The sequence below is a fragment of the Serratia sp. CC22-02 genome (genome assembly GCF_900182895.1).
GTDB classification, from domain to species: Bacteria; Pseudomonadota; Gammaproteobacteria; order Enterobacterales; family Enterobacteriaceae; genus Serratia; species Serratia nevei.
The window spans coordinates 64,148-83,799 of the sequence record NZ_FXUD01000003.1; the positions used below are offsets into that span (position 1 = coordinate 64,148).

The 19,652-nt window shown below is 61.5% G+C and carries 15 protein-coding genes and 3 tRNA genes; 11 read left to right on the forward strand and 7 right to left on the reverse strand.

The features are described from left to right. Window positions 1–10: 10 nt before the first annotated feature. From frdC to frdA, 3 genes are read right to left on the reverse strand one after another with little or no spacing between them, the layout of a single operon-like run. Window positions 11–403 carry a fumarate reductase subunit FrdC gene (gene frdC / locus QOL81_RS12220; protein ID WP_038879241.1) on the reverse strand — a complete coding sequence of 131 codons (393 nt, stop codon included), beginning with the start codon at window positions 401–403 and terminating at the stop codon, window positions 11–13. Window positions 404–418: 15 nt separating this feature from the next. Next, a complete protein-coding gene (locus QOL81_RS12225; protein WP_070914371.1) occupies window positions 419–1,153 on the reverse strand; it encodes a succinate dehydrogenase/fumarate reductase iron-sulfur subunit in 735 nt (244 codons plus the stop codon). After that, window positions 1,146–2,942, reverse strand: coding sequence for a fumarate reductase (quinol) flavoprotein subunit (gene frdA, locus QOL81_RS12230; protein WP_038879239.1), 1,797 nt, complete (start codon window positions 2,940–2,942; stop codon window positions 1,146–1,148). The genes QOL81_RS12225 and frdA overlap by 8 nt, the downstream gene beginning before the upstream one ends. A gap of 385 nt (window positions 2,943–3,327) precedes the next feature. Here frdA and epmA point away from each other — a divergent pair, with 385 nt between their 5' ends. Further along, window positions 3,328–4,305 (forward strand): elongation factor P--(R)-beta-lysine ligase, encoded by a 978-nt coding sequence (gene epmA / locus QOL81_RS12235; protein WP_004929681.1) that lies wholly within the window; start codon window positions 3,328–3,330, stop codon window positions 4,303–4,305. A gap of 68 nt (window positions 4,306–4,373) precedes the next feature. Here epmA and mscM read toward each other — a convergent pair whose 3' ends face one another. From mscM to rsgA, 3 genes are all read right to left on the reverse strand, one after another. Continuing rightward, window positions 4,374–7,721, reverse strand: a complete 3,348-nt coding sequence (gene mscM / locus QOL81_RS12240) for a miniconductance mechanosensitive channel MscM (RefSeq protein ID WP_060421868.1) — start codon at window positions 7,719–7,721, stop codon at window positions 4,374–4,376. 13 nt (window positions 7,722–7,734) lie between these two features. After that, the gene (gene asd / locus QOL81_RS12245; RefSeq protein WP_100395955.1) at window positions 7,735–8,628 is read right to left on the reverse strand and encodes an archaetidylserine decarboxylase; all 894 of its coding nucleotides are present in this window, start codon (window positions 8,626–8,628) and stop codon (window positions 7,735–7,737) included. Window positions 8,629–8,704: 76 nt separating this feature from the next. After that, window positions 8,705–9,754, reverse strand: coding sequence for a small ribosomal subunit biogenesis GTPase RsgA (rsgA, locus tag QOL81_RS12250; protein WP_004929686.1), 1,050 nt, complete (start codon window positions 9,752–9,754; stop codon window positions 8,705–8,707). Window positions 9,755–9,999: 245 nt separating this feature from the next. On the opposite strand from rsgA, the gene orn reads away from it, so the two are divergent. The 4 genes from orn to QOL81_RS12270 all read left to right on the forward strand — a co-directional run bounded on the left by orn (window position 10,000) and on the right by QOL81_RS12270 (window position 11,085). Then, window positions 10,000–10,545: an oligoribonuclease gene (orn, locus tag QOL81_RS12255; RefSeq protein WP_033636776.1), complete on the forward strand. Its 546-nt coding sequence runs from the start codon at window positions 10,000–10,002 to the stop codon at window positions 10,543–10,545. Between the two features lie 192 nt (window positions 10,546–10,737). Then, window positions 10,738–10,813: transfer RNA gene (locus QOL81_RS12260), tRNA-Gly, on the forward strand. A 66-nt stretch (window positions 10,814–10,879) separates the two neighbouring features. Further along, window positions 10,880–10,955 (forward strand) — tRNA-Gly (locus tag QOL81_RS12265). 54 nt (window positions 10,956–11,009) lie between these two features. Then, a tRNA-Gly gene (locus QOL81_RS12270) sits at window positions 11,010–11,085 on the forward strand. A gap of 311 nt (window positions 11,086–11,396) precedes the next feature. Here QOL81_RS12270 and queG read toward each other — a convergent pair. Further along, the gene (gene queG, locus QOL81_RS12275) at window positions 11,397–12,536 is read right to left on the reverse strand and encodes a tRNA epoxyqueuosine(34) reductase QueG (protein ID WP_060421876.1); all 1,140 of its coding nucleotides are present in this window, start codon (window positions 12,534–12,536) and stop codon (window positions 11,397–11,399) included. On the opposite strand from queG, the gene nnr reads away from it, so the two are divergent. The 6 genes from nnr to hfq all read left to right on the forward strand — a co-directional run bounded on the left by nnr (window position 12,535) and on the right by hfq (window position 19,596). Next, window positions 12,535–14,049, forward strand: a complete 1,515-nt coding sequence (gene nnr / locus QOL81_RS12280) for a bifunctional ADP-dependent NAD(P)H-hydrate dehydratase/NAD(P)H-hydrate epimerase (RefSeq protein ID WP_060421879.1) — start codon at window positions 12,535–12,537, stop codon at window positions 14,047–14,049. The genes queG and nnr overlap by 2 nt on opposite strands. 9 nt (window positions 14,050–14,058) lie before the next feature. Then, window positions 14,059–14,529, forward strand: coding sequence for a tRNA (adenosine(37)-N6)-threonylcarbamoyltransferase complex ATPase subunit type 1 TsaE (tsaE, locus tag QOL81_RS12285; RefSeq protein WP_038879220.1), 471 nt, complete (start codon window positions 14,059–14,061; stop codon window positions 14,527–14,529). A gap of 7 nt (window positions 14,530–14,536) precedes the next feature. Next, window positions 14,537–16,333 carry an N-acetylmuramoyl-L-alanine amidase AmiB gene (gene amiB / locus QOL81_RS12290; protein ID WP_060432147.1) on the forward strand — a complete coding sequence of 599 codons (1,797 nt, stop codon included), beginning with the start codon at window positions 14,537–14,539 and terminating at the stop codon, window positions 16,331–16,333. 22 nt (window positions 16,334–16,355) lie between these two features. Continuing rightward, window positions 16,356–18,239, forward strand: coding sequence for a DNA mismatch repair endonuclease MutL (mutL, locus tag QOL81_RS12295; protein ID WP_060421888.1), 1,884 nt, complete (start codon window positions 16,356–16,358; stop codon window positions 18,237–18,239). Further along, complete coding sequence (miaA, locus tag QOL81_RS12300) at window positions 18,232–19,173, forward strand: tRNA (adenosine(37)-N6)-dimethylallyltransferase MiaA (protein WP_060421891.1); 942 nt, start codon at window positions 18,232–18,234, stop codon at window positions 19,171–19,173. Before mutL ends, miaA begins: the two co-directional genes overlap by 8 nt. Window positions 19,174–19,287: 114 nt before the next feature. Next, on the forward strand, window positions 19,288–19,596 hold the full coding sequence (hfq, locus tag QOL81_RS12305; protein WP_004933678.1) for an RNA chaperone Hfq: 309 nt from the start codon (window positions 19,288–19,290) through the stop codon (window positions 19,594–19,596). Window positions 19,597–19,652: the final 56 nt, after the last annotated feature.

The following is a 19,652-nucleotide window of genomic DNA, read 5'->3' on the forward strand; positions in this document are numbered from 1 at the left end:
TTCCTCCGGATTAGATCAGGGCCACGGCCAGGATGACCACGCTGACGACGACCGTGACGGCCCACAGCCCTTTCACGATGGGGCCCGGCCCCATTTTCTCGCTGTTGACCACGATATTGGCGGCCTTCGGCGCCAGATCGAACCAGGTTTTGGTGTGCAGCGCCGCCGCCAGCAGGGCGACGACGTTGATCAACAACACCAGCGGGTTCTGCAAGAAGCCGACGAAGCCGGCCCAGCTCTCGGCGCCGCCCTTCAGCGCGAACACGCCGTAGAGCAGCACGATGCTGAACCACACCGCCAGCACTGAGGTGCCTTCGCGCAGCATGTAGAAACGGTAGAAGCCGAGCTTTTGCCACCAGGTGGGCGTCATGGTGCGCACATAGGGCTTACGTTGAGTTGTCATGGCAATTTTTCTCCCTTATTGCGGCTTCAGCATGGCGATCATGAAGTCTTTGGCGCTCTCCACCTTGCCCTGCTGGATGGCGGCGGCGGGATCGACGTGTTTCGGACAGACTTCGGAGCAATAGCCGACGAAGGTGCAGCTCCAGACGCCGTTTTGGCCGTTAAGCTGCGGCATGCGCTGTTTCTTGCCGTGGTCGCGGTTGTCCAGGTTGTAGCGGTGCGCCAGCGTGATCGCCGCCGGGCCGATAAACTCGGGGTTGAGGCCGAACTGCGGGCACGCGGCGTAGCACAGGCCGCAGTTGATGCAGCCGGAGAACTGGTGATACTTGGCCATCTGCGCCGGGGTCTGCACGTTCGGGCCGTCTTCCGGTTTGCGATCGTTGCCGATGATGTAAGGCTTGATCGCCTCCAGGCTTTCGATGAAGTGGGTCATGTCGACCACCAGATCGCGCTCGATCGGGAAGTTGCCCAGCGCTTCGACCTTCATGCCGCCGACGTAATCGCGCAGGAAGGTTTTGCACGCCAGCTTCGGCACGCGGTTGACCATCATGCCGCAGGAGCCGCAGATCGCCATGCGGCAGGACCAGCGGTAGGAGAGATCCGGCGCCAGGTTGTCCTTGATGTAGCCCAGCGCGTCGAGCAGCGAGGTCTGTTCGTCGTAAGGCACGGCGTAGGTGACGAAATGCGGCTCGGCGTCGCGTTCCGGGTTATAGCGCATGACGTCGATCTTCAGGGTTTGCATCTCAGCCATTTGCCTGCTCCTTATTCTTTTTCTCCTGCGCTTCGGCTTCTGCGCCGTAGACGCGTTTGGCCGGCGGCAGCTTGGTGATTTTCACGTCGCTGTATTCGAGGCGTGGTGCACCCTGCGGGTTATGGAACGCCAGCGTATGCTTGAGGAAGTTGACGTCGTCACGCTCGGTGCAGCCTTCGTCCAGGCGTTGGTGAGCGCCGCGCGACTCTTTGCGGTTAAACGCGGAGTGCGCCATGCATTCGGCGACGTCCAGGCCGTAGCCCAGCTCGATGGTGTACAGCAGATCGGTATTGAACACGCTGGAGTTGTCGGTGATGTTGACGCGCTTGAAGCGCTCTTTCAGCTCCGCCAGCTTATCGATGGTTTTTTGCATCAGCTCCGGCGTGCGGTAGATGCCGCAGCCTTCTTCCATCGACAGCCCCATTTCGTCGCGGATCTTCGCCCAGTTTTCGTTGCCTTCCTGCTTCATCAGGTTGCTCAGGCGGGTTTCGACGTCGCGGGTTTGCGCATCCAGCGCGCTGCCGTTGGCCGGCGCGGTTTCCAGCGCGCGGCGGGCCGCTTGCTCACCGGCGACGCGGCCGAACACCACCAGTTCTGCCAGCGAGTTGGAGCCGAGACGGTTGGCGCCGTGCAGGCCGACGGAGGAACATTCGCCGACTGCGAACAGCCCCTTGATGCGGGTTTCGCAGTTCTGGTCGGTTTCAATGCCGCCCATGGTGTAGTGCGCGGTAGGGCGCACCGGGATCGGATCTTTCACCGGGTCGACGCCGACGTAGGCCTTGGCCAGTTCACAGATGAACGGCAGCCGCTCCAGCAGCTTTTTCTCGCCCAGGTGGCGCAGATCGAGGTAGACCACGTCGCCGCGCGGGGTGGCGATGGTGCGGCCGGCGCGCCATTCGTGCCAGAAGGCCTGGGACACTTTGTCGCGCGGGCCCAGCTCCATGTATTTGTTCTTCGGCTCGCCCAGCGGGGTTTCCGGGCCCATGCCGTAATCTTGCAGGTAACGGTAGCCGTCCTTGTTCACCAGGATGCCGCCTTCGCCGCGGCAGCCCTCGGTCATCAGGATGCCGGAACCGGGCAGGCCGGTCGGGTGATATTGCACGAACTCCATGTCGCGCAGCGGCACGCCGTGGTGGAACGCCATGCCCATGCCGTCGCCGGTAACGATGCCGCCGTTGGTGTTGTAGCGGTAGACGCGCCCGGCGCCGCCGGTGGCCATCACCACCGCGTTGGCGCGGATCTGCACGCGGGTGCCTTCCATCATGTTGAGCGCCACCAGGCCACGCGCCTGGCCGTCATCCACCAGGATATCCAGCACGAAGTGCTCGTCGAAGCGTTGGATCTGCGGGTATTTCAGCGAGGTCTGGAACAGAGTGTGCAGCATGTGGAAGCCGGTCTTGTCGGCGGCGAACCAGGTGCGTTCGATCTTCATGCCGCCGAAGCGCCGCACGTTGACCGACCCGTCCGGTTTGCGGCTCCACGGGCAGCCCCACTGCTCGAGCTGGGTCATCTCGCGCGGGCACTGATGCACGAAGTGATCGACCACGTCCTGTTCACACAGCCAGTCGCCGCCGGCGACGGTGTCGTGGAAGTGGTAGTCGAAGGTATCGTGATCCTGGGTGACGGCGGCGGAGCCCCCCTCGGCGGCGACCGTGTGGCTGCGCATCGGGTAGACCTTAGAGATCAGCGCGATTTTCAGTTGGGGATTGGCTTCCGCTGCGGCTATTGCTGCACGTAAACCAGCGCCCCCGGCCCCAATAATGGCAAGATCGGCGTTAAAGGTTTGCACTGCATTCCTCCAATGTTCTTATTAAGAACGGCAAGTTAAATATCTATGCTTAAAATTTAGCGAACTCTTCGGGTGCTAACTAATTGAACCGATTAATGTTGCTTAAAGGTTAAGGATAGATATCTCCCACCAATAATGGGGAATTAACTATACCTAAAGTTAAGTAGTCGAAATTTGATGTGATCGATTGTTTTGTCGATTAACGCTCGACCAACAGGCTTGCCTGCCTTTTCGCGTGTTCGGCGTGCTTTACCCTTTTTAACGCGCTTTTGCCGCCTATTTATCGGAAATTGGCGTTATGGCCGGTTGTGTATCGTGAAGAATTTGTTTGGCTGCAAGGATGCGAGTAGACTGCATCCCCTGTTTGATTTCGGAGTTAATTACCATGAGCGAAACGGCAAGCTGGCAGCCTAGTGCACCCATCGCCAATTTGTTGAAACGCGCAGCGATTCTGGCTGAGATCCGGCGTTTCTTCGCCGATCGTGGCGTGCTGGAAGTTGAGACGCCCACCATGAGCCAGGCGACGGTCACCGACGTTCACCTGTTCCCGTTCGAGACGCGTTTCGTCGGGCCGGGGGCGGCAGAGGGCCTGACGCTATACATGATGACCAGCCCGGAATATCACATGAAGCGCCTGCTGGCGGCGGGCAGCGGCCCGATCTACCAAATGGGGCGCAGCTTCCGCAATGAAGAAGCCGGGCGGCATCACAACCCGGAATTCACCATGCTGGAGTGGTACCGTCCGCACTACGACATGTACCGCCTGATGAACGAAGTGGACGATCTGCTGCAACAGGTGCTGGACTGCGAGAGCGCGGAGACCCTGTCTTATCAGCAGGCCTTCCTGCGCCATCTGGACATCGATCCGCTGTCGGCGGAGAAGGCGCAGCTGCGCGAAGCGGCGGCCAAACTCGACTTGAGCAACATCGCCGATACCGAAGAAGATCGCGATACGCTGCTGCAGCTGCTGTTCACCGTGGGCGTGGAGCCGCATATCGGCCGTGAAAAGCCGGCGTTCGTTTACCACTTCCCGGCCAGCCAGGCGGCGTTGGCGGAGATCAGCACCGAGGACCATCGCGTGGCGGAGCGTTTTGAGGTGTACTTCAAGGGCATCGAGCTGGCGAACGGTTTCCGCGAGCTGACCGACGGCCGTGAACAGCAGCAGCGCTTCGAGCAGGACAACCGTAAGCGCGCGGAGCGCGGCCTGCCGCAGCAGCCGATCGACTATAACCTGCTGGCGGCGTTGCAGCACGGCATGCCGGAGTGTTCCGGCGTGGCGCTGGGCGTGGATCGCCTGGTGATGCTGGCGCTGGGCGCCGAGAGCCTGAGCGACGTATTGGCCTTCCCGGTCGGGATCGCCTGACGTTTCAGGCGGTAAGAAAAGCAAAAAGTGCCAGCATTTGCCGGCCCTTTTTTTATCGCGAGAACCGCTTACAGGCCCCCGGCGTCGCGCTTGGTGTTCGGCGCCGGCGTAGACGGCGGCGTACGGCCGTTGTTGGTCAGCCGCGACAGCGTCTCGGTGCGCACCTGGAACGGCGGGTACGGCAGCGTGATGCCGTGCTCGCGGTAGCCCGCCAGGATCAGCTGGTGGATCTCGTGGCGCAGCGGCATGCGGTGGCCCATCTCGGCGGCGTAAATACGCATCTCGAAGATCTGGATACCTTGCTGCAGATCGACCAGGTAAACCTCCGGCGCCGGGTTATCCAGCACCAGCGAGCAGCGTTCGGCGGCGTTCATCAGGATCTTGGTCACCTCTTCGCTGTTGGCTTCGCCCGGTGCCGGCACGGTCAGCACCACACGGGTCAGGTTATCCGACAGCGACCAGTTGACGAACTGTTCGGTGATGAAGGCTTTGTTCGGCACGATGATCTCTTTGCGGTCCCAATCCGAAATGGTGGTGGCGCGGGTGTTGATCTTGGTGACGGTGCCGGTCAGGTTGCGGATCGTCACGGTGTCGCCGATGCGGATCGGTTTCTCGAACAGGATGATCAGGCCGGAGATGAAGTTGGAGAAGATCTCCTGCATGCCGAAGCCCAACCCCAGGCTGAGTGCGGTAACCACCCACTGCAGTTTCGACCACTCGATGCCGATCCAGGCGAAGCTGAGCACCGCGCCGAACACCAGCAGCAGGTACTTGGTGATGGTGGTGATGGCGTAGCCGGTGCCCGGCGTCAGATCCAGGTGCTGCAGCACCGCCAGCTCCAGCAGTGCCGGCAGGTTGCGCACCAGCTGCATGGTGATGATCAACACCAGAATGGCAATCAGGACCGCGCCGAGGGTGATCGGATGGGCGGTCTCCACGCCGTTCACCGTCGAGGTCACATCCCACAGCGAGATGTTTTCCAGGAAAGCGAACGCGGAGTGGATCTCCGACCACAGCACGATCACCGACACCAGCGCGATCAGCGTCAGGATCGAACGCACCAGCCGCAGCGACTGGGCGCTGATGGTGTCCAGATCGAAGTCCGAATCGTCCGGATCGATGGATCCTTCGGTGCTGTTTGGGGTGTGCGAAGTTTCGTCTTCGCCGCGGGCGCGCTGGGCCAGGATGTCGGCACGGCGCTGTTTGGCGCGATCGAAGGCGATGCGCCGCCGCTGGATCAGCATCCAGCGGCGGATGATGTGGTAGACAACCAGCAGCAGGAACCAGATCGCCACCGAGGTTTCCAGGCGCGCCAACAGCGCCTGCGCGGTGGTGAGGTAACCGACGGTCGAGGCCAGCGCCGCCAGCAGCGGCGCCGACAGCAGCAGCCCCCAGAAGGCGCTGTTGAGCATGTTGTCGCCCGAGCCGTTTTTATCCAGATACAGCGGGATGCCGGCGCGCTTCAGGCTGTGGGTGACCAGCGCCAGCGCCAGACACAGCAGGATGAAGCACAGCCGCCCCAGGGTGTTGGCGAATTCGCGCTCTTTCAGGCTATCGAAGGTGATCAGCGCCATGATCAGCGGCACGATCAGCCAGATCGACATCTTATAGTAACGCATGGCGCGCGAAACCTGCTTCGCCGGCCAGCGGAAGTGCACGATGAACAACCCCTGCGGATGGGCGAAAGCGGCGCAGATCATGCAGATCCACAGGATCGGCAGCGTGGCGGTCACCCCCTTGCCGATCGCTTCCGCCACCGGGTAGTTCCAGGCGCTCTGCAGGCCGTAGCCGAGCGCGGCCCACAGCACCGGCAGCGGCATCGCCACCAGAATCGACCAGAACACGGTGCGCACCGTCAGGAAGAATTCGTCCTGCGTCACCTTGCCGACGCGGCTGCTGGCGCGCTCGAGGAAGGCGTGATAGTGCTTGCGCGAACTGATGCTGAAAATCACCAGCAGCAGGGCGCCGAAGATCGGGATCAGCGTTTCGCGGCTGGTCACCATCATCATGAAGGCGCCGCCGAGCTGTGACAGCGTGTCCAGCGACAGGACGCGCGTCAGATCGTGCGCCACGTTGAGCGGATAAGAGAAGTTGATCGGATTGACGTCCGGCACCCAGAACAGATAGCGGTGGGTGGCGTCGCGAATTTCGTTCAACGCTTCGATCAGTTGGGTGTTGGCCACCTTCAGCTTGGTCAGCTCGAGGATTTGGGTGTCGCAACCGGACAGCAGCGAGTTCAGCAGCTCGCGCTGGGTGCGCAGCTGGGCATCGACGATGCGCTGCTCCTGGTTGGTCAGCGCGCTGCCGTCGTCGCGTTTGAATTCGCGTTGCGACAGTTTTTCCAGCTGGTTTTCAAACTGCAGGCGCTGCACGCGCAGCTGGGCCATGTCGCCGTCCAGCTGTTGCGGCTTGGGCATCTCCGGCAGCGTAGCCACCTGGGCGCGCAGGGTTTCCCCCAGCGCCGACGACGAGCCGAGCCACTGGGCCTGTTCGATGATAGTACTCAGCGCCTGGCGCACCTGCAGCGTCTGCGCCGCCGCCTGCCGCTGCTGCGACGAAATCAGATCCATGCGCTGCGCCTGGCTGTTCAGCGCGGCGGACAGTTCGCGGTTGATCTGCAGCTGTTGGCTGATGCTTTTTGGCAAGTCGCCGTTCTGCTCGGCCAGCTGCTCGGTTTTTTCCAGCGCCAGTTCCGCTTCGCGTTGGCGCTGGGCGTTGAGGTTGTTGCGCAGCGCCTGCAGCTGAACGTCTATTTTCTCGTGGCGCTTTTTATAGACCTCGGCGCGCATGCGCGCCAGCTCCTGACGGTTGTTGGCCGACAGCTGCGCCAGCTCCAGCTCGTCCACTTTGGCTTTGCGCGCCGCGGCTTCGGTCTGCAGCAGGGCCAGGGCGGCCTGCGCGTACGGGGTGGTCGGGTTGGCGGGCTGCGCCTGCAGACGGCGCTGCACTTCGGTCAGCGCGCGGCGGGCGTCGGTCTGCTGCTGCGGCAGCTGGCCGAGGGAATCGCTGATTTCCCGCGTGCGATCCTGCTCTTGTTGCAGCAGGCGCGCCTGTTCCAGCAGCAGGCTGCTGGTTTGCAGGATCTGCTGTTCCAGCTCGGCGGCCGGCAGATCGTCGCCGTTCGGCAGGATCTTGTTGCTTTCCAGCACCAGCTGACGGCGCAGTTCCTGCGTCATCTTCGGGAAATCGTCGATCACCTTCTGATACTGTTCAGAGCGAGTCTGCGACTCTTTACGCTCCGTCAGCCAGTTGAGGGCGCTTTGCAGCGCCTCGGTGGTCTCCGCCTGATTTGGCGCGTTTTTGCTGCTTTCCGCCTGCTTCAGCTCCTGTTTGAGCTGGTTCTCGGTCGGCACGGGGGCGGCCAGCGCCGGTTGCCACAGCAGGCAACCGAGCAAAAGCGTGATGATCAGGCGCACGGCGTCGATTCCTTTAGAGCGGGGTCTGTGGTGTTTCAGCGGCGGCCGGGATTTCGGCGAAGGCCTCACCCATGCGGGTGACGGTGCCGTTATGCAGCTGCGGCGCGAACTGCACGCTGCCTGCGGTAAACAGGTTGATCACCGTGGAGCCGAGTTTGAAGCGGCCCATCTCGGCGCCTTTTTCCAGCGCGATGGAGCCTTCTTCACCGGCGGCCGGGTAGGTCCAGCGTTTGATGATGCCTTCGCGCGGCGGCGTGACGGTGCCGGCCCAGACGGTCTCGATGCTGCCGACGATGGTGGCGCCGACCAGGATTTGCACCATTGGCCCGATGTCGGTGTCGAACACGCAGATCACGCGCTCGTTGCGCGCGAACAGGTTAGGCACGTTGGCGGCGGTGAGCGGGTTGACCGAGAACAGATCGCCCGGCACATAGATCATCTCGCGCAGCACGCCGGCGCACGGCATGTGCACGCGGTGGTAGTCGCGCGGCGCCAGATAGGTGGTGGCGAACAGGCCGTTGCGGAACGGCTCGGCCAGCAGGTAGTTGCCGGCCAGCAGCGCTTCCAGGCTGTAGTGGTGGCCTTTGGCCTGGAAGATTTGATCGTCGCGGATCGGGCCGAGCTGGCTGATGGCGCCATCGGCAGGCAGCGCCAGCCAGTTGGCGTCGGCGACGATCGGGCGCGCGCCGTCGCGCAGCGGGCGCACGAAGAAGTCGTTGAAGGTGGCGTAAGACGCCAGGTCCGGATTTTGCGCTTCCTGCATGTCTACGCGGTAGAAGCGGGCGAAGGCCTTGACCACCAGTTGGGTCAGCCAGCCGGCCCGTTTGTCGGCGCCCCAGCCTGCCAGGCGGGTCAGCGCCAGCTTCGGCAACCAATATTGCAATTTAATCTTGATGCTATCCAGCACGTTAACCTCGTGAATCAGGGTAAAGGGCGCGCATTGTAACGAGGGCTCCGCCGTCGTCAATGCCCGCCCGTCAGTGTCAGTCTGCGGCGTCCGTGAAGTTCTTGCGAACCTTCACCTGCGCCATGCTTTCCAGAATGCGGTGATAGTTGTCGAAACGTTCTTCCGCGATATCGCCCTTCTCCATCGCCGCGCGGATGGCGCAGCCGGGATCGGTATCGTGGCGGCAGTCGCGGAATTTGCAACCGCCTAAATAATCACGGAATTCGACAAATCCGCGGGTGATTTGTTCCGGCTCCAGATGCCACAGGCCAAACTCGCGCACTCCCGGGGAGTCGATCACGTCGCCGCCGTGCTGGAAATGGTACAGCCGCGCGGCGGTGGTGGTATGTTGCCCGAGGCCCGAAACGTCGGAAACCTGATTTACCAGAATTTGCTCTTCGGACGGCGGCAGCAGCGCATTCAGCAGGCTGGATTTGCCGACCCCCGACTGGCCGGCGAAGATGCTGATGCGCCCCGCCAGCGCCTGTTCGAATTCCGCCATGCCTTCCCGCGTCTGGCTGGAAACTTCCAGCACCCGGTAGCCAATCTTGCGATAGATATCCATCATGCCGTCGACCAGCTTGCGCGCTTCGGCGTCCAGCAGGTCAATTTTGTTGAGCACGATCAGCGGCTCGACTTCGAGCGTTTCGCAGGCCACCAGATAACGGTCGATGATGTTCAGCGACAGCTCGGGCAGGATCGCCGACACGATGACGATCTGATTGATATTGGCGGCGATCGGCTTCACGCCGTCGTAGAAGTCCGGGCGCGTCAGCACCGAGGTGCGCTCGTGCACCGCTTCCACGATGCCTTTTACCCCTTCATGGGTGCCCAGGCCGGGGCGCCACACCACGCGATCGCCGGTGACCAGCGAACGCAGCGTGCGGCGGATGTTGCAGCGGTGCTGAGTGCCATCCGGCGCCTCAACGTCGGCGTGCATGCCGAAACGGCTGATAACGACGCCTTCCTGCGGCTCGCCCAGCTGGGAATCATCCGGTTCCGGTTTGTTATCAGCGCGCTTCAGACGGCGCTGATGGTTCGCCTGCACGCGGCGTTGCTGGCCTTTGGACAGTTTGTTCTTACTCACTGCGCCTCACTTGAATCGGTTTTATACCTTTACGTATACGCACAGCTGCGGCGGGGGACTTGCCCCGAGCGCAGCCTTGAACCCGTCAGGGTATATGTCGCCCAGGGCGACCAAAAAGACTATGATACACGCTATTTTATATTAAATAACCGTTGTTAGCCGCCGGCTGCGGCGCGTCGCCACCGGCGGCGCCCGTCGTCTCGTCCGCACAGCGTTTTTCTCTCGGCTTTTAGGCAGGAAACATCATGACAGGAAACGAAAATAACCTGATTTGGATCGATTTGGAGATGACCGGGCTGGATCCCGAGCGTGACCGCATTATCGAGATCGCCACGCTGGTCACCGACGCCAACCTGAACATCCTGGCGGAAGGGCCGGTGATCGCCGTGCACCAATCCGACGAGCAGCTGGCCTTGATGGACGAGTGGAACGTGCGCACCCATACCGGCAGCGGGCTGGTGGAGCGGGTGAAAGCCAGCCGCCAGGACGATCGCGCCGCCGAGCTGGAAACGATAGCCTTTCTGCAGCAGTGGGTGCCGGCCGGTAAATCGCCGATCTGCGGCAACAGCGTGGGCCAGGACCGCCGTTTCCTGTTCCGCTACATGCCGGAGCTGGAGGCTTACTTCCATTACCGCTATCTGGACGTCAGCACCTTGAAGGAACTGGCGCGCCGTTGGAAGCCGGAAATTCTCGCCGGCTTTAAGAAGCAGGGCACCCATCAGGCGCTGGACGACATCCGCGAATCGGTGGCCGAGCTGGCTTATTACCGCGAACATTTCATTCAGCTTTAAGGCGATGACGGCCCCTGCGGGGAAAAAACGCCGTTTTTAGCCGCTTAATTCGCCAATCTGGCGCTTTAATCGGCAATCAAACAAAAATCGCGTTTTTTTGCTTTCAGGGGCTTGCGACAAAAAGGATTTCTCGTATAATGCGCACCCCGTACCGATGAAGAATTTCGTAACGTTCCACCATCGATACGCCGGGCGGGAATAGCTCAGTTGGTAGAGCACGACCTTGCCAAGGTCGGGGTCGCGAGTTCGAGTCTCGTTTCCCGCTCCAAATTCAACAATGTCGCGATGCGGCATGATGAATAAATAAAGCAGTATCAAGCAGTACCTATGCGACGCGGGAATAGCTCAGTTGGTAGAGCGCAACCTTGCCAAGGTTGAGGTCGCGAGTTCGAGCCTCGTTTCCCGCTCCAAAAATTCAAAGGTCACGCCAGTGTTTGGTGACCGGATGCCAAAAGCATCTCAATGCGGGAATAGCTCAGTTGGTAGAGCACGACCTTGCCAAGGTCGGGGTCGCGAGTTCGAGTCTCGTTTCCCGCTCCAATTTTCTCTTCGTTTCAAATTCAAATCCAACGCCTTATCCGGCGCGGGTTTTTGTCCCGTTTAACACGCCTGGTAAAAATGTTGTAAACAGAGTTATCCACAGCCTCTGTACATAAACCCGCCTGCCTGAAAAATCAACGTCATACAAATTAAATATTTATCTATTTGATTTATAAGTTTATTTATTTATCCCAAAACGTTATGCCGATCACTTGCTCTTTTTGTTGCAGTTGAAAGACAACGTGTTTTTATTTTTATGCACAAATCCACAGAGTGAGACATCCGGTGAAATAGCCGCGCGGCGCACGCCGTCAGGCGTCCCTTGGCAAACCTTTTTCCACAGCCCGTATCAGTCGTTTTTTCTGCGCCGTCTGCACCTCGATGCCCTGCGCCTCGCGGCGGGCAAGCTGCTGCGCCAGCGCCCAGTGGATATGTTCGTCCAGCATGGCGTCCTGGCCCAGGCGCGTGCGCAGCGCGAGCACAATGCCGTCCTCGTAGGGCGCATTGCCCAGCGCCACGGCGATATTGCGCAGCCAGCGCAGGTGGCCGATGCGGCGTATTGCTGAGCCTTCGGTGATGCGCAGAAATTTTTCTTCCGTCCAGTTGAACAGATCGATCAGCTGCGGTGCATGCAGCGCGGCGCGTGGGCTGAAATCGTCTTCGTCGGTGAGCTGCGAAAAGCGGTTCCACGGGCAGATCAGCTGGCAGTCGTCGCAGCCGTAGATGCGGTTGCCGAGCAGCGGCCGGAATTCCTCCGGGATCGCGCCTTCCAACTCGATGGTCAGGTAGGAGATGCAGCGCCGGGCGTCTACGGTATAGGGGGCGACGATGGCGCCGGTCGGGCAGGTGGTGATGCAGGCGACGCAGCGGCCGCACTGCTCTTCCTGCGGCTTATCCACCGGCAGCGGCAGGTCGATCAGCAGCTCGCCGAGGAAAAACCACGACCCGGCTTCGCGGTTGAGAATTAGTGAGTGTTTACCAACCCAGCCGATGCCCGCCTTGGCGGCCAGCGCGCGTTCCATCACCGGCGCGGAATCGACAAAGGGGCGGAAATTCAACTCGCCGCAGTAGGCCTGGATCTGATCGCCCAGCTTTTTCAGGCGCTGGCGCAACAGTTTGTGATAGTCGCGCCCCAGCGCGTAGCGGCTGACGTAACCCAGCTGCGGATTTTGCAAGGTGCTGGCAAACGCCGCCTTGGCCGGCAGGTAGTTCATGCGTACGCTGATCACCCGCAGCGTGCCCGGCAACAGTTCGTGAGGGCGCGCGCGTAGCATGCCGTGGCGCGCCATCCATTCCATCTCGCCGTGGTACTGCTTGTCGAGCCAGGCCTGCAGCTTCGGCTCTTCGAGGCTCAGGTCGGTATCGCAGATGCCAACCTGTTGGAATCCTAGCGATTGCCCCCATTGCTTGATATGTTGGGCGAGTTGATGGAGATCGAGGGGGTGCGTCATGACGGGCCACAGTGAAAAAGCATACGCTGACAGTTTACCACACTCTGTCTGGCCTGCGGATTGGATCCGTCGCTCGGAACCCGCGGCGGCGGCCTCGCTCGGTATTTCTCTTTACGATTTGATGCAGCGCGCCGGTCAGGCGGCCTACGCATTGGCGCGCAACGCGTACCCCTCCCGCGAGCACTGGCTGGTGCTGTGCGGCCACGGCAACAACGGCGGCGACGGCTATGTGGTGGCGCGCCTGGCGAAGGCGGCGGGCCTGCAGGTGACGTTGATAGCCTGCGAAGGCGCACGGCCTTTGCCACCGGAAGCCGCAGCGGCCCGTCAGGCCTGGCTGGCCGCCGGCGGTGATATTCTGCCGGCGAACAGCCGCTGGCCGGCGTCTGTCTCTCTCATTATCGACGGCCTGTTAGGCACTGGCCTTGGCAGCGCGCCGCGTGCGCCTTACGACGCGCTGATCGAGGCCGCCAACCGCCACTCGGCGCCGGTGGTCGCGCTCGATATCCCGTCCGGCCTGCTGGCGGAGAGCGGCGCGGTGCCGGGCGCGGTCGTGCGTGCCGCGCACACCGTCACGTTCATCGGCCTCAAACCGGGATTGCTGACCGGCCAGGCGCGCGACTGGGTCGGGCAACTTCATCAGAATGCGCTAGGCTTATCGGGTTGGCTGGCGAAGCAACCGGAACAGATTCAGCGGCTTACCGCCGAGGCGTTGCCGCGCTGGCTGCATCCGCGCCGCCCCTGCGCCCATAAGGGCGAGCATGGCCGCCTGCTGTTGGTGGGCGGTGACCGCGGATTCGGCGGTGCCATTCGCATGGCGGCGGAAGCGGCGCTGCGCAGCGGGGCGGGATTGGTGCGAGTGCTTACTCACATTGAACACGTCGCACCGCTGCTGGCGGCCCGGCCGGAGTTGATGGCGCAGGCGCTGGACGAGGCGACGCTGCGGCAGGCGATGCAATGGGCGGATGTGCTGGTGATTGGCCCGGGGCTGGGCCAGGCTGAATGGGGCAAAAACGCCTTGAACGTGCTGCAAACCAGCGATAAACCGGCCTTGTGGGACGCCGATGCGCTGAACTTGCTGGCATTAAATCCCGAGAAACGGCAGAATCGCGTGATGACTCCGCATCCTGGAGAGGCGGCGCGGCTGTTGAGCTGCAGCACTGCCGACATCGAGAGTGATCGCTTACTTGCCGTGCGCAAGCTGACGGCGCGCTACGGCGGCGTGGCGGTGCTGAAAGGCGCCGGCACGCTGATTGCCGATGAGCAGGGGCAGATGGCGATCGCCGACGTCGGCAACGCCGGCATGGCCTCCGGCGGCATGGGCGATGTGCTGTCGGGCATCATCGGCGGTTTGCTGGCGCAAAAGCTCCCGCTGTATGATGCCGCCTGTGCGGGCTGCGTCGTACACGGCGCGGCCGGCGATCGCGTAGCGGAAAGACAAGGAACAAGAGGCATGTTGGCGACCGATTTACTGCCGGACATCCTTCATTTCGTTAACCCTGAGTGGGCAAAATAGACTTTACGAATGAAAGAACTCGTTTTACCTCTGCCGGACGAGGCAGCGACTGTCGCTTTGGGCACCACTTTGGCCAAGGCCTGCGATCGCGCCAGCGTCATCTATCTCTACGGCGACCTAGGCGCCGGTAAAACCACCTTCAGCCGTGGTTTCCTGCAGGCGTTAGGGCATCAGGGCAACGTCAAAAGCCCGACCTACACGCTGGTGGAACCCTATGCCTTGCAGCCGCTGGCGGTGTATCACTTCGATCTGTATCGCCTGGCCGATCCTGAAGAGCTTGAATTCATGGGCATTCGCGATTACTTCGCGCAAGACGCCATCTGCCTGGTCGAATGGCCGCAACAGGGCACCGGCGTGCTGCCGGAGCCGGATCTGGCGCTGCATCTTTGCTATCAGGGCGAGGGGCGAGAGGCGAAGATCGAGGCGATTTCCACTTACGGCAGCCAGCTGTTAGACCGCATTCATGGATCACAGGGATGATGCCGCAATGACGCACGTGTTGAAAAAATTTGCGGTCATCATGCTGATCGCCGTGCTGGGGCCACTCGGCGCGCTGAACGCGCTGGCGGCGTCTTCGCTGTCCGATATCAAAGTGTCCAACGCCCAGCGTGAAGCGACGGTGTCGGTGAGCTTCAATGGCCCGCCGGACTACGCGTTTTTCCCGCTGCACGGCCCGGATCGCGTGGTGCTGGACGTTAACCAGAAGGGCAAGGTCGGCGGTCTGCCGCTCAATTTCAGCGGCCAAAACCTGGTGAAAAGCATTCGCTCCAGCGCGCCGAAAGACGCTCAGAGCGTGCGCCTGGTGTTTGATCTGACCCAGCGCGCCAAAACCCGCGTCTCCACCCGCCAGAACGGCAGCGTGCATACCGTGGTGTTCACCATTACGGCCGAAGGCAGTGCCAATACGGTGGCGCGCAAGGCACCGGTGCAAACGCCTGCGCCGGTTGCGGTCAACCCACCGCCGCGTCAGGCGCCGGTCGCGGTGCGTGAAGCGCCGGAGCCGCCGCTGCGCAAAGCGCCGACGGGATCGAATCCCTTTACCAATAAACAGACCGTCGTCGCAGGCACCGCCACCGAAGTCACGCCGCGCAGCAGCCGCGTTTCCGCCGGTTCCGGCGATCGGGTGGTGGTGGCGATCGACGCTGGCCACGGCGGCCAGGATCCGGGCGCCATTGGCCCGAGCGGGCTGAAAGAAAAGAATGTCACCATCGCCATTGCGCGCCGCCTGCAGGCGATGCTGGACGCCGATCCGCAGTTCAAACCGGTGCTGACGCGTACCGGCGACTACTTCATCTCGGTGATGGGGCGCTCCGACGTTGCGCGCAAACAGGGCGCCAACGTGCTGGTCTCCATCCACGCCGACGCAGCGCCAAACCGCAGCGCCAGCGGGGCCTCCGTTTGGGTGCTGTCCAATCGCCGCGCCAACAGCGAAATGGCCGGCTGGCTCGAACAGCATGAGAAACAATCCGAACTGCTCGGCGGCGCCGGCGATCTGCTGGCCAACAGCCAGGCAGACCCTTACCTGAGCCAGGCGGTGCTGGATCTGCAGTTCGGCCACTCGCAGCGCGTCGGGTATGACGTGGCGGTGAAAGTGCTGCAGCAGCTGCAGAGCGTCGGATCGCTGCACAAACGCCGGCCGGAACATGCCAGCCTGGGCGTGCTGCGCTCACCGGATATTCCCTCGCTGCTGGTGGAAACCGGATTTATCAGTAATAGCACGGAGGAGCGGCTGCTGGGCAGTAGCGCGTATCAGGAGAAGATTGCCAAGGCCATTCATAACGGCCTGCGCAGCTACTTCCTGGCGCATCCGCTGCAAGCCGACCCAAAGGTGGAAAACCGACCGCTGGACGTCGCAGCGGCGGTTAACACCTCAACACCAGACGTGCGCCAGCCTGAGCCTATCGTCAGCTCGGCCGGCGCGAGCCGCAGCGTAAGCGGCAAGACCCAGATCCACGTGGTGAAGCGGGCGGAAACGCTGTCCGGCATCGCCGACAGCTACGGCACCACCATGGCGGCGCTGCGGGATCTGAACAAACTGAAAAAAGACGGCGTGTGGGTCGGGCAACGCCTGAAGGTGCCGGCGGGGAAAACCGCCGCCGTCACCACCGTCGCCAAGGCGAAAACGCCGGCCAAGAAGCCGTCTAAACATAAAGTGGCCCGCGGGGATACGCTCTCCTCCATCGCTTCTCGCTATGGGGTCAGCGTCGGCGATCTGAAACGGGTCAATAATCTGAAGTCGGACGTCGCGCCGCTGGATCGGACGCTGACCATTCCGCAGGCCTAGCGCCATCGCTACAGGAGTCAGCATGCCTATCCAGGTGTTACCGCCACAGCTCGCCAACCAGATCGCCGCCGGAGAGGTGGTTGAACGCCCCGCGTCGGTCGTCAAGGAGCTGGTGGAAAATAGCCTGGACGCCGGCGCGACGCGCATCGATATCGACATTGAACGCGGCGGCGCCAAGCTTATCCGCATTCGCGACAACGGCTGCGGCATTGGCAAGGACGATCTGGCACTGGCGCTGGCGCGGCACGCCACCAGTAAAATCAACACGCTCGACGACCTGGAGGCGATCGTCAGCCTCGGTTTTCGCGGCGAAGCGCTGGCCAGTATCAGTTCGGTTTCCCGTTTGACCCTGACGTCGCGCACCGCCGAGCAGAGCGAGGCGTGGCAAGCCTATGCCGAAGGGCGCGAGCAGGCGGTGACGGTCAAACCCGCCGCGCACCCGGTCGGCAGCACGCTGGAAGTGCTGGATCTGTTTTACAACACCCCGGCGCGCCGCAAGTTCATGCGCACCGAGAAAACCGAATTCGGCCATATCGACGAAGTGGTGCGGCGCATCGCGCTGGCGCGTTTCGATGTGGCGATCAACCTCAGCCACAACGGCAAACTGATCCGTCAATACCGGGCGGCGAAAGAAGAGAGCCAGCACGAGCGCCGTTTGGGCAGCATCTGCGGCCCGGCATTTTTGCAGCATGCGCTGAACATCGACTGGCAGCACGGCGATCTGAGCATCCGCGGTTGGGTGGCGGATCCGGCCGGGGCGCGCCAGCTGGGTGAAATGCAGTACTGCTACGTCAACTGCCGCATGATGCGCGATCGCTTGATCAACCACGCCATTCGTCAGGCCTATCAGGATCAGCTGAAAGACGATCAGCAACCCGCTTACGTGCTGTATCTGGAGGTCGATCCGCACCAGGTGGACGTCAACGTTCATCCCGCCAAGCACGAAGTGCGTTTCCATCAGGCGCGGCTGGTGCACGATTTTATCTACCAGGCGGTAACCACCGTGCTGCAGCAGGCCGGTCAGACGCCGCCGCTGCCGCTGGCGGAAACGCCTGAAGAAGCGTCTGCGCCGGTCTGGCAGCCGGAAAACCGCGTCGCCGCCGGCGGCAATCATTTTTCTCAGCCTGCGCCGCGTCGCGAAACGCCGCCACCGGCCGGCGTCGCCCGCGAGCGCGCACCGCAGCCGGGTTGGCAAACGGCGGGCAGTTACCAGAAACGCGAAGGCGAGCTGTACGGTAAACTGATGCAGCCCGCCGCCGAGCCGCAGGCCGATGCGGCGTCGGAAGTTTCGAGCAAGCCGCCGCTGTTCCCGCCGGCGAAAGCCGCAGCGGAAACGCCGTTGGCGAGCGGCCAGCACAGTTTTGGCCGGGTGCTGATGATCCACCCGCCGTGCTACGCGTTGATTGAACAGCGCCAGCAGCCGGCGTTGCTCAATCTGACGGTGGCCGAGCGCTGGCTGCGCCAGGCGCAGCTCAACCCGCCGACGGAAGGGCTGCGGCCGCAGCCGCTGCTGATCCCAGTCAAGCTGACGTTGGACAAGCGCGAAGTGGCGGCCATCGCGCGGCATCAGGCGCTGCTGACGATGATGGGGCTGGATCTGCAGGCGGATCACGGCCGTGTGACGCTGCGCGCAGTGCCTTTACCATTACGCCAACAAAATTTACAAAAACTGATACCCGAACTGTTAGGCTATCTGGCCGAACATCAGGAGATGTCGCCCGTGGTGCTGGCCACCTGGCTCGCTCGCCGCCTTGGCAGCGAACATGAACAGTGGAACACCTCGCAAGCGATACAATTGCTGACCGACGTTGAACGACTTTGCCCGCAACTGGTCAAATCGCCACCGAGCGGACTTTTACAACCCGTTGATTTACAGGCCGCACTGGCGGCCCTCAAGCATGACTGAAACTGAAATGACACCACGTCCCCCGGCTATTTTCATCATGGGGCCGACCGCCTCGGGCAAGACCGCGCTGGCGATCGCGCTGCGCGAACGCCTGCCGGTGGAACTGATCAGCGTCGATTCCGCGCTGATTTATCGCGGCATGGATATCGGCACCGCCAAGCCGAGCGCTGAAGAATTGGCGCAGGCGCCGCATCGGCTGATCGATATTCGCGATCCCGCCGAAGCTTACTCGGCCGCGGAGTTTCGCGCCGACGCGCTGAAGGAGATGGCCGACATCACCGCCGCCGGGCGCATTCCGCTGCTGGTCGGCGGCACCATGTTGTATTTCAAGGCGTTGTTGGAAGGATTGTCGCCGCTGCCGTCTGCCGATCCCGCGGTGCGCGAGCGCATCGAACGGCAAGCGGCGGAGCAGGGTTGGGAGGCGTTGCACCGTCAGTTACAGGCGATCGATCCGGTCGCGGCATTGAGAATTCATCCGAATGATCCGCAGAGACTGTCCAGAGCACTGGAAGTTTTTTTTATTTCGGGTAAAACTTTAACGGAACTGACTAAAATTTCGGGTGAATCGTTACCGTATCAAGTTCACCAATTTGCGATAGCGCCGACCAGCCGTGAGTTGATCCATCAACGCATCGAGCTGCGGTACCATCAAATGTTGGCGGCGGGTTTTGAGACGGAAGCGCGTGCACTTTTCGCACGGGGTGATTTGCATACGGACTTGCCCTCCATTCGCTGTGTCGGTTACCGCCAGATGTGGTCATACTTGTCTGGTGAAATTAGTTACGATGAGATGGTTTATCGTGGTATTTGCGCAACACGTCAGTTGGCTAAACGCCAGATGACCTGGTTACGGGGTTGGGAGTCGGTCCATTGGTTGGACAGTGAAAAGCCGGGAGAGGCTTTGGACTCGGTGACACAGGTTGTTAGTGCATAGGTTGGGTGATTGTGTACAATTGCTGAGTATTCAGCGCGCAAATTTTTTACGTCGTTTATTTTAGAGCCGACAGGTTCTTAGTTACAAACAACAAGCAAATAAGGAAAAGATAGAATGGCTAAGGGGCAATCTTTGCAAGATCCGTTCCTGAACGCATTGCGTCGTGAACGTGTTCCGGTTTCTATTTATTTGGTGAATGGTATTAAGCTGCAAGGCCAGATTGAGTCTTTTGACCAGTTTGTCATCCTGTTGAAGAACACGGTTAGCCAGATGGTGTATAAGCACGCTATCTCTACCGTTGTCCCGTCACGTCCGGTTTCGCATCACAGCAACAACCCGAGCGGCGGTTCAAGCAACTATCACCATGGCAACAATCCGTCTGCGCAGCAACAGCCGCAGCAGGAAAGCGATGACGCTGAATAAAGCGCGTTGCAAGTCAACCATGACGGGGAGCATAAGCAGCCGCGGGCTGTTTATGT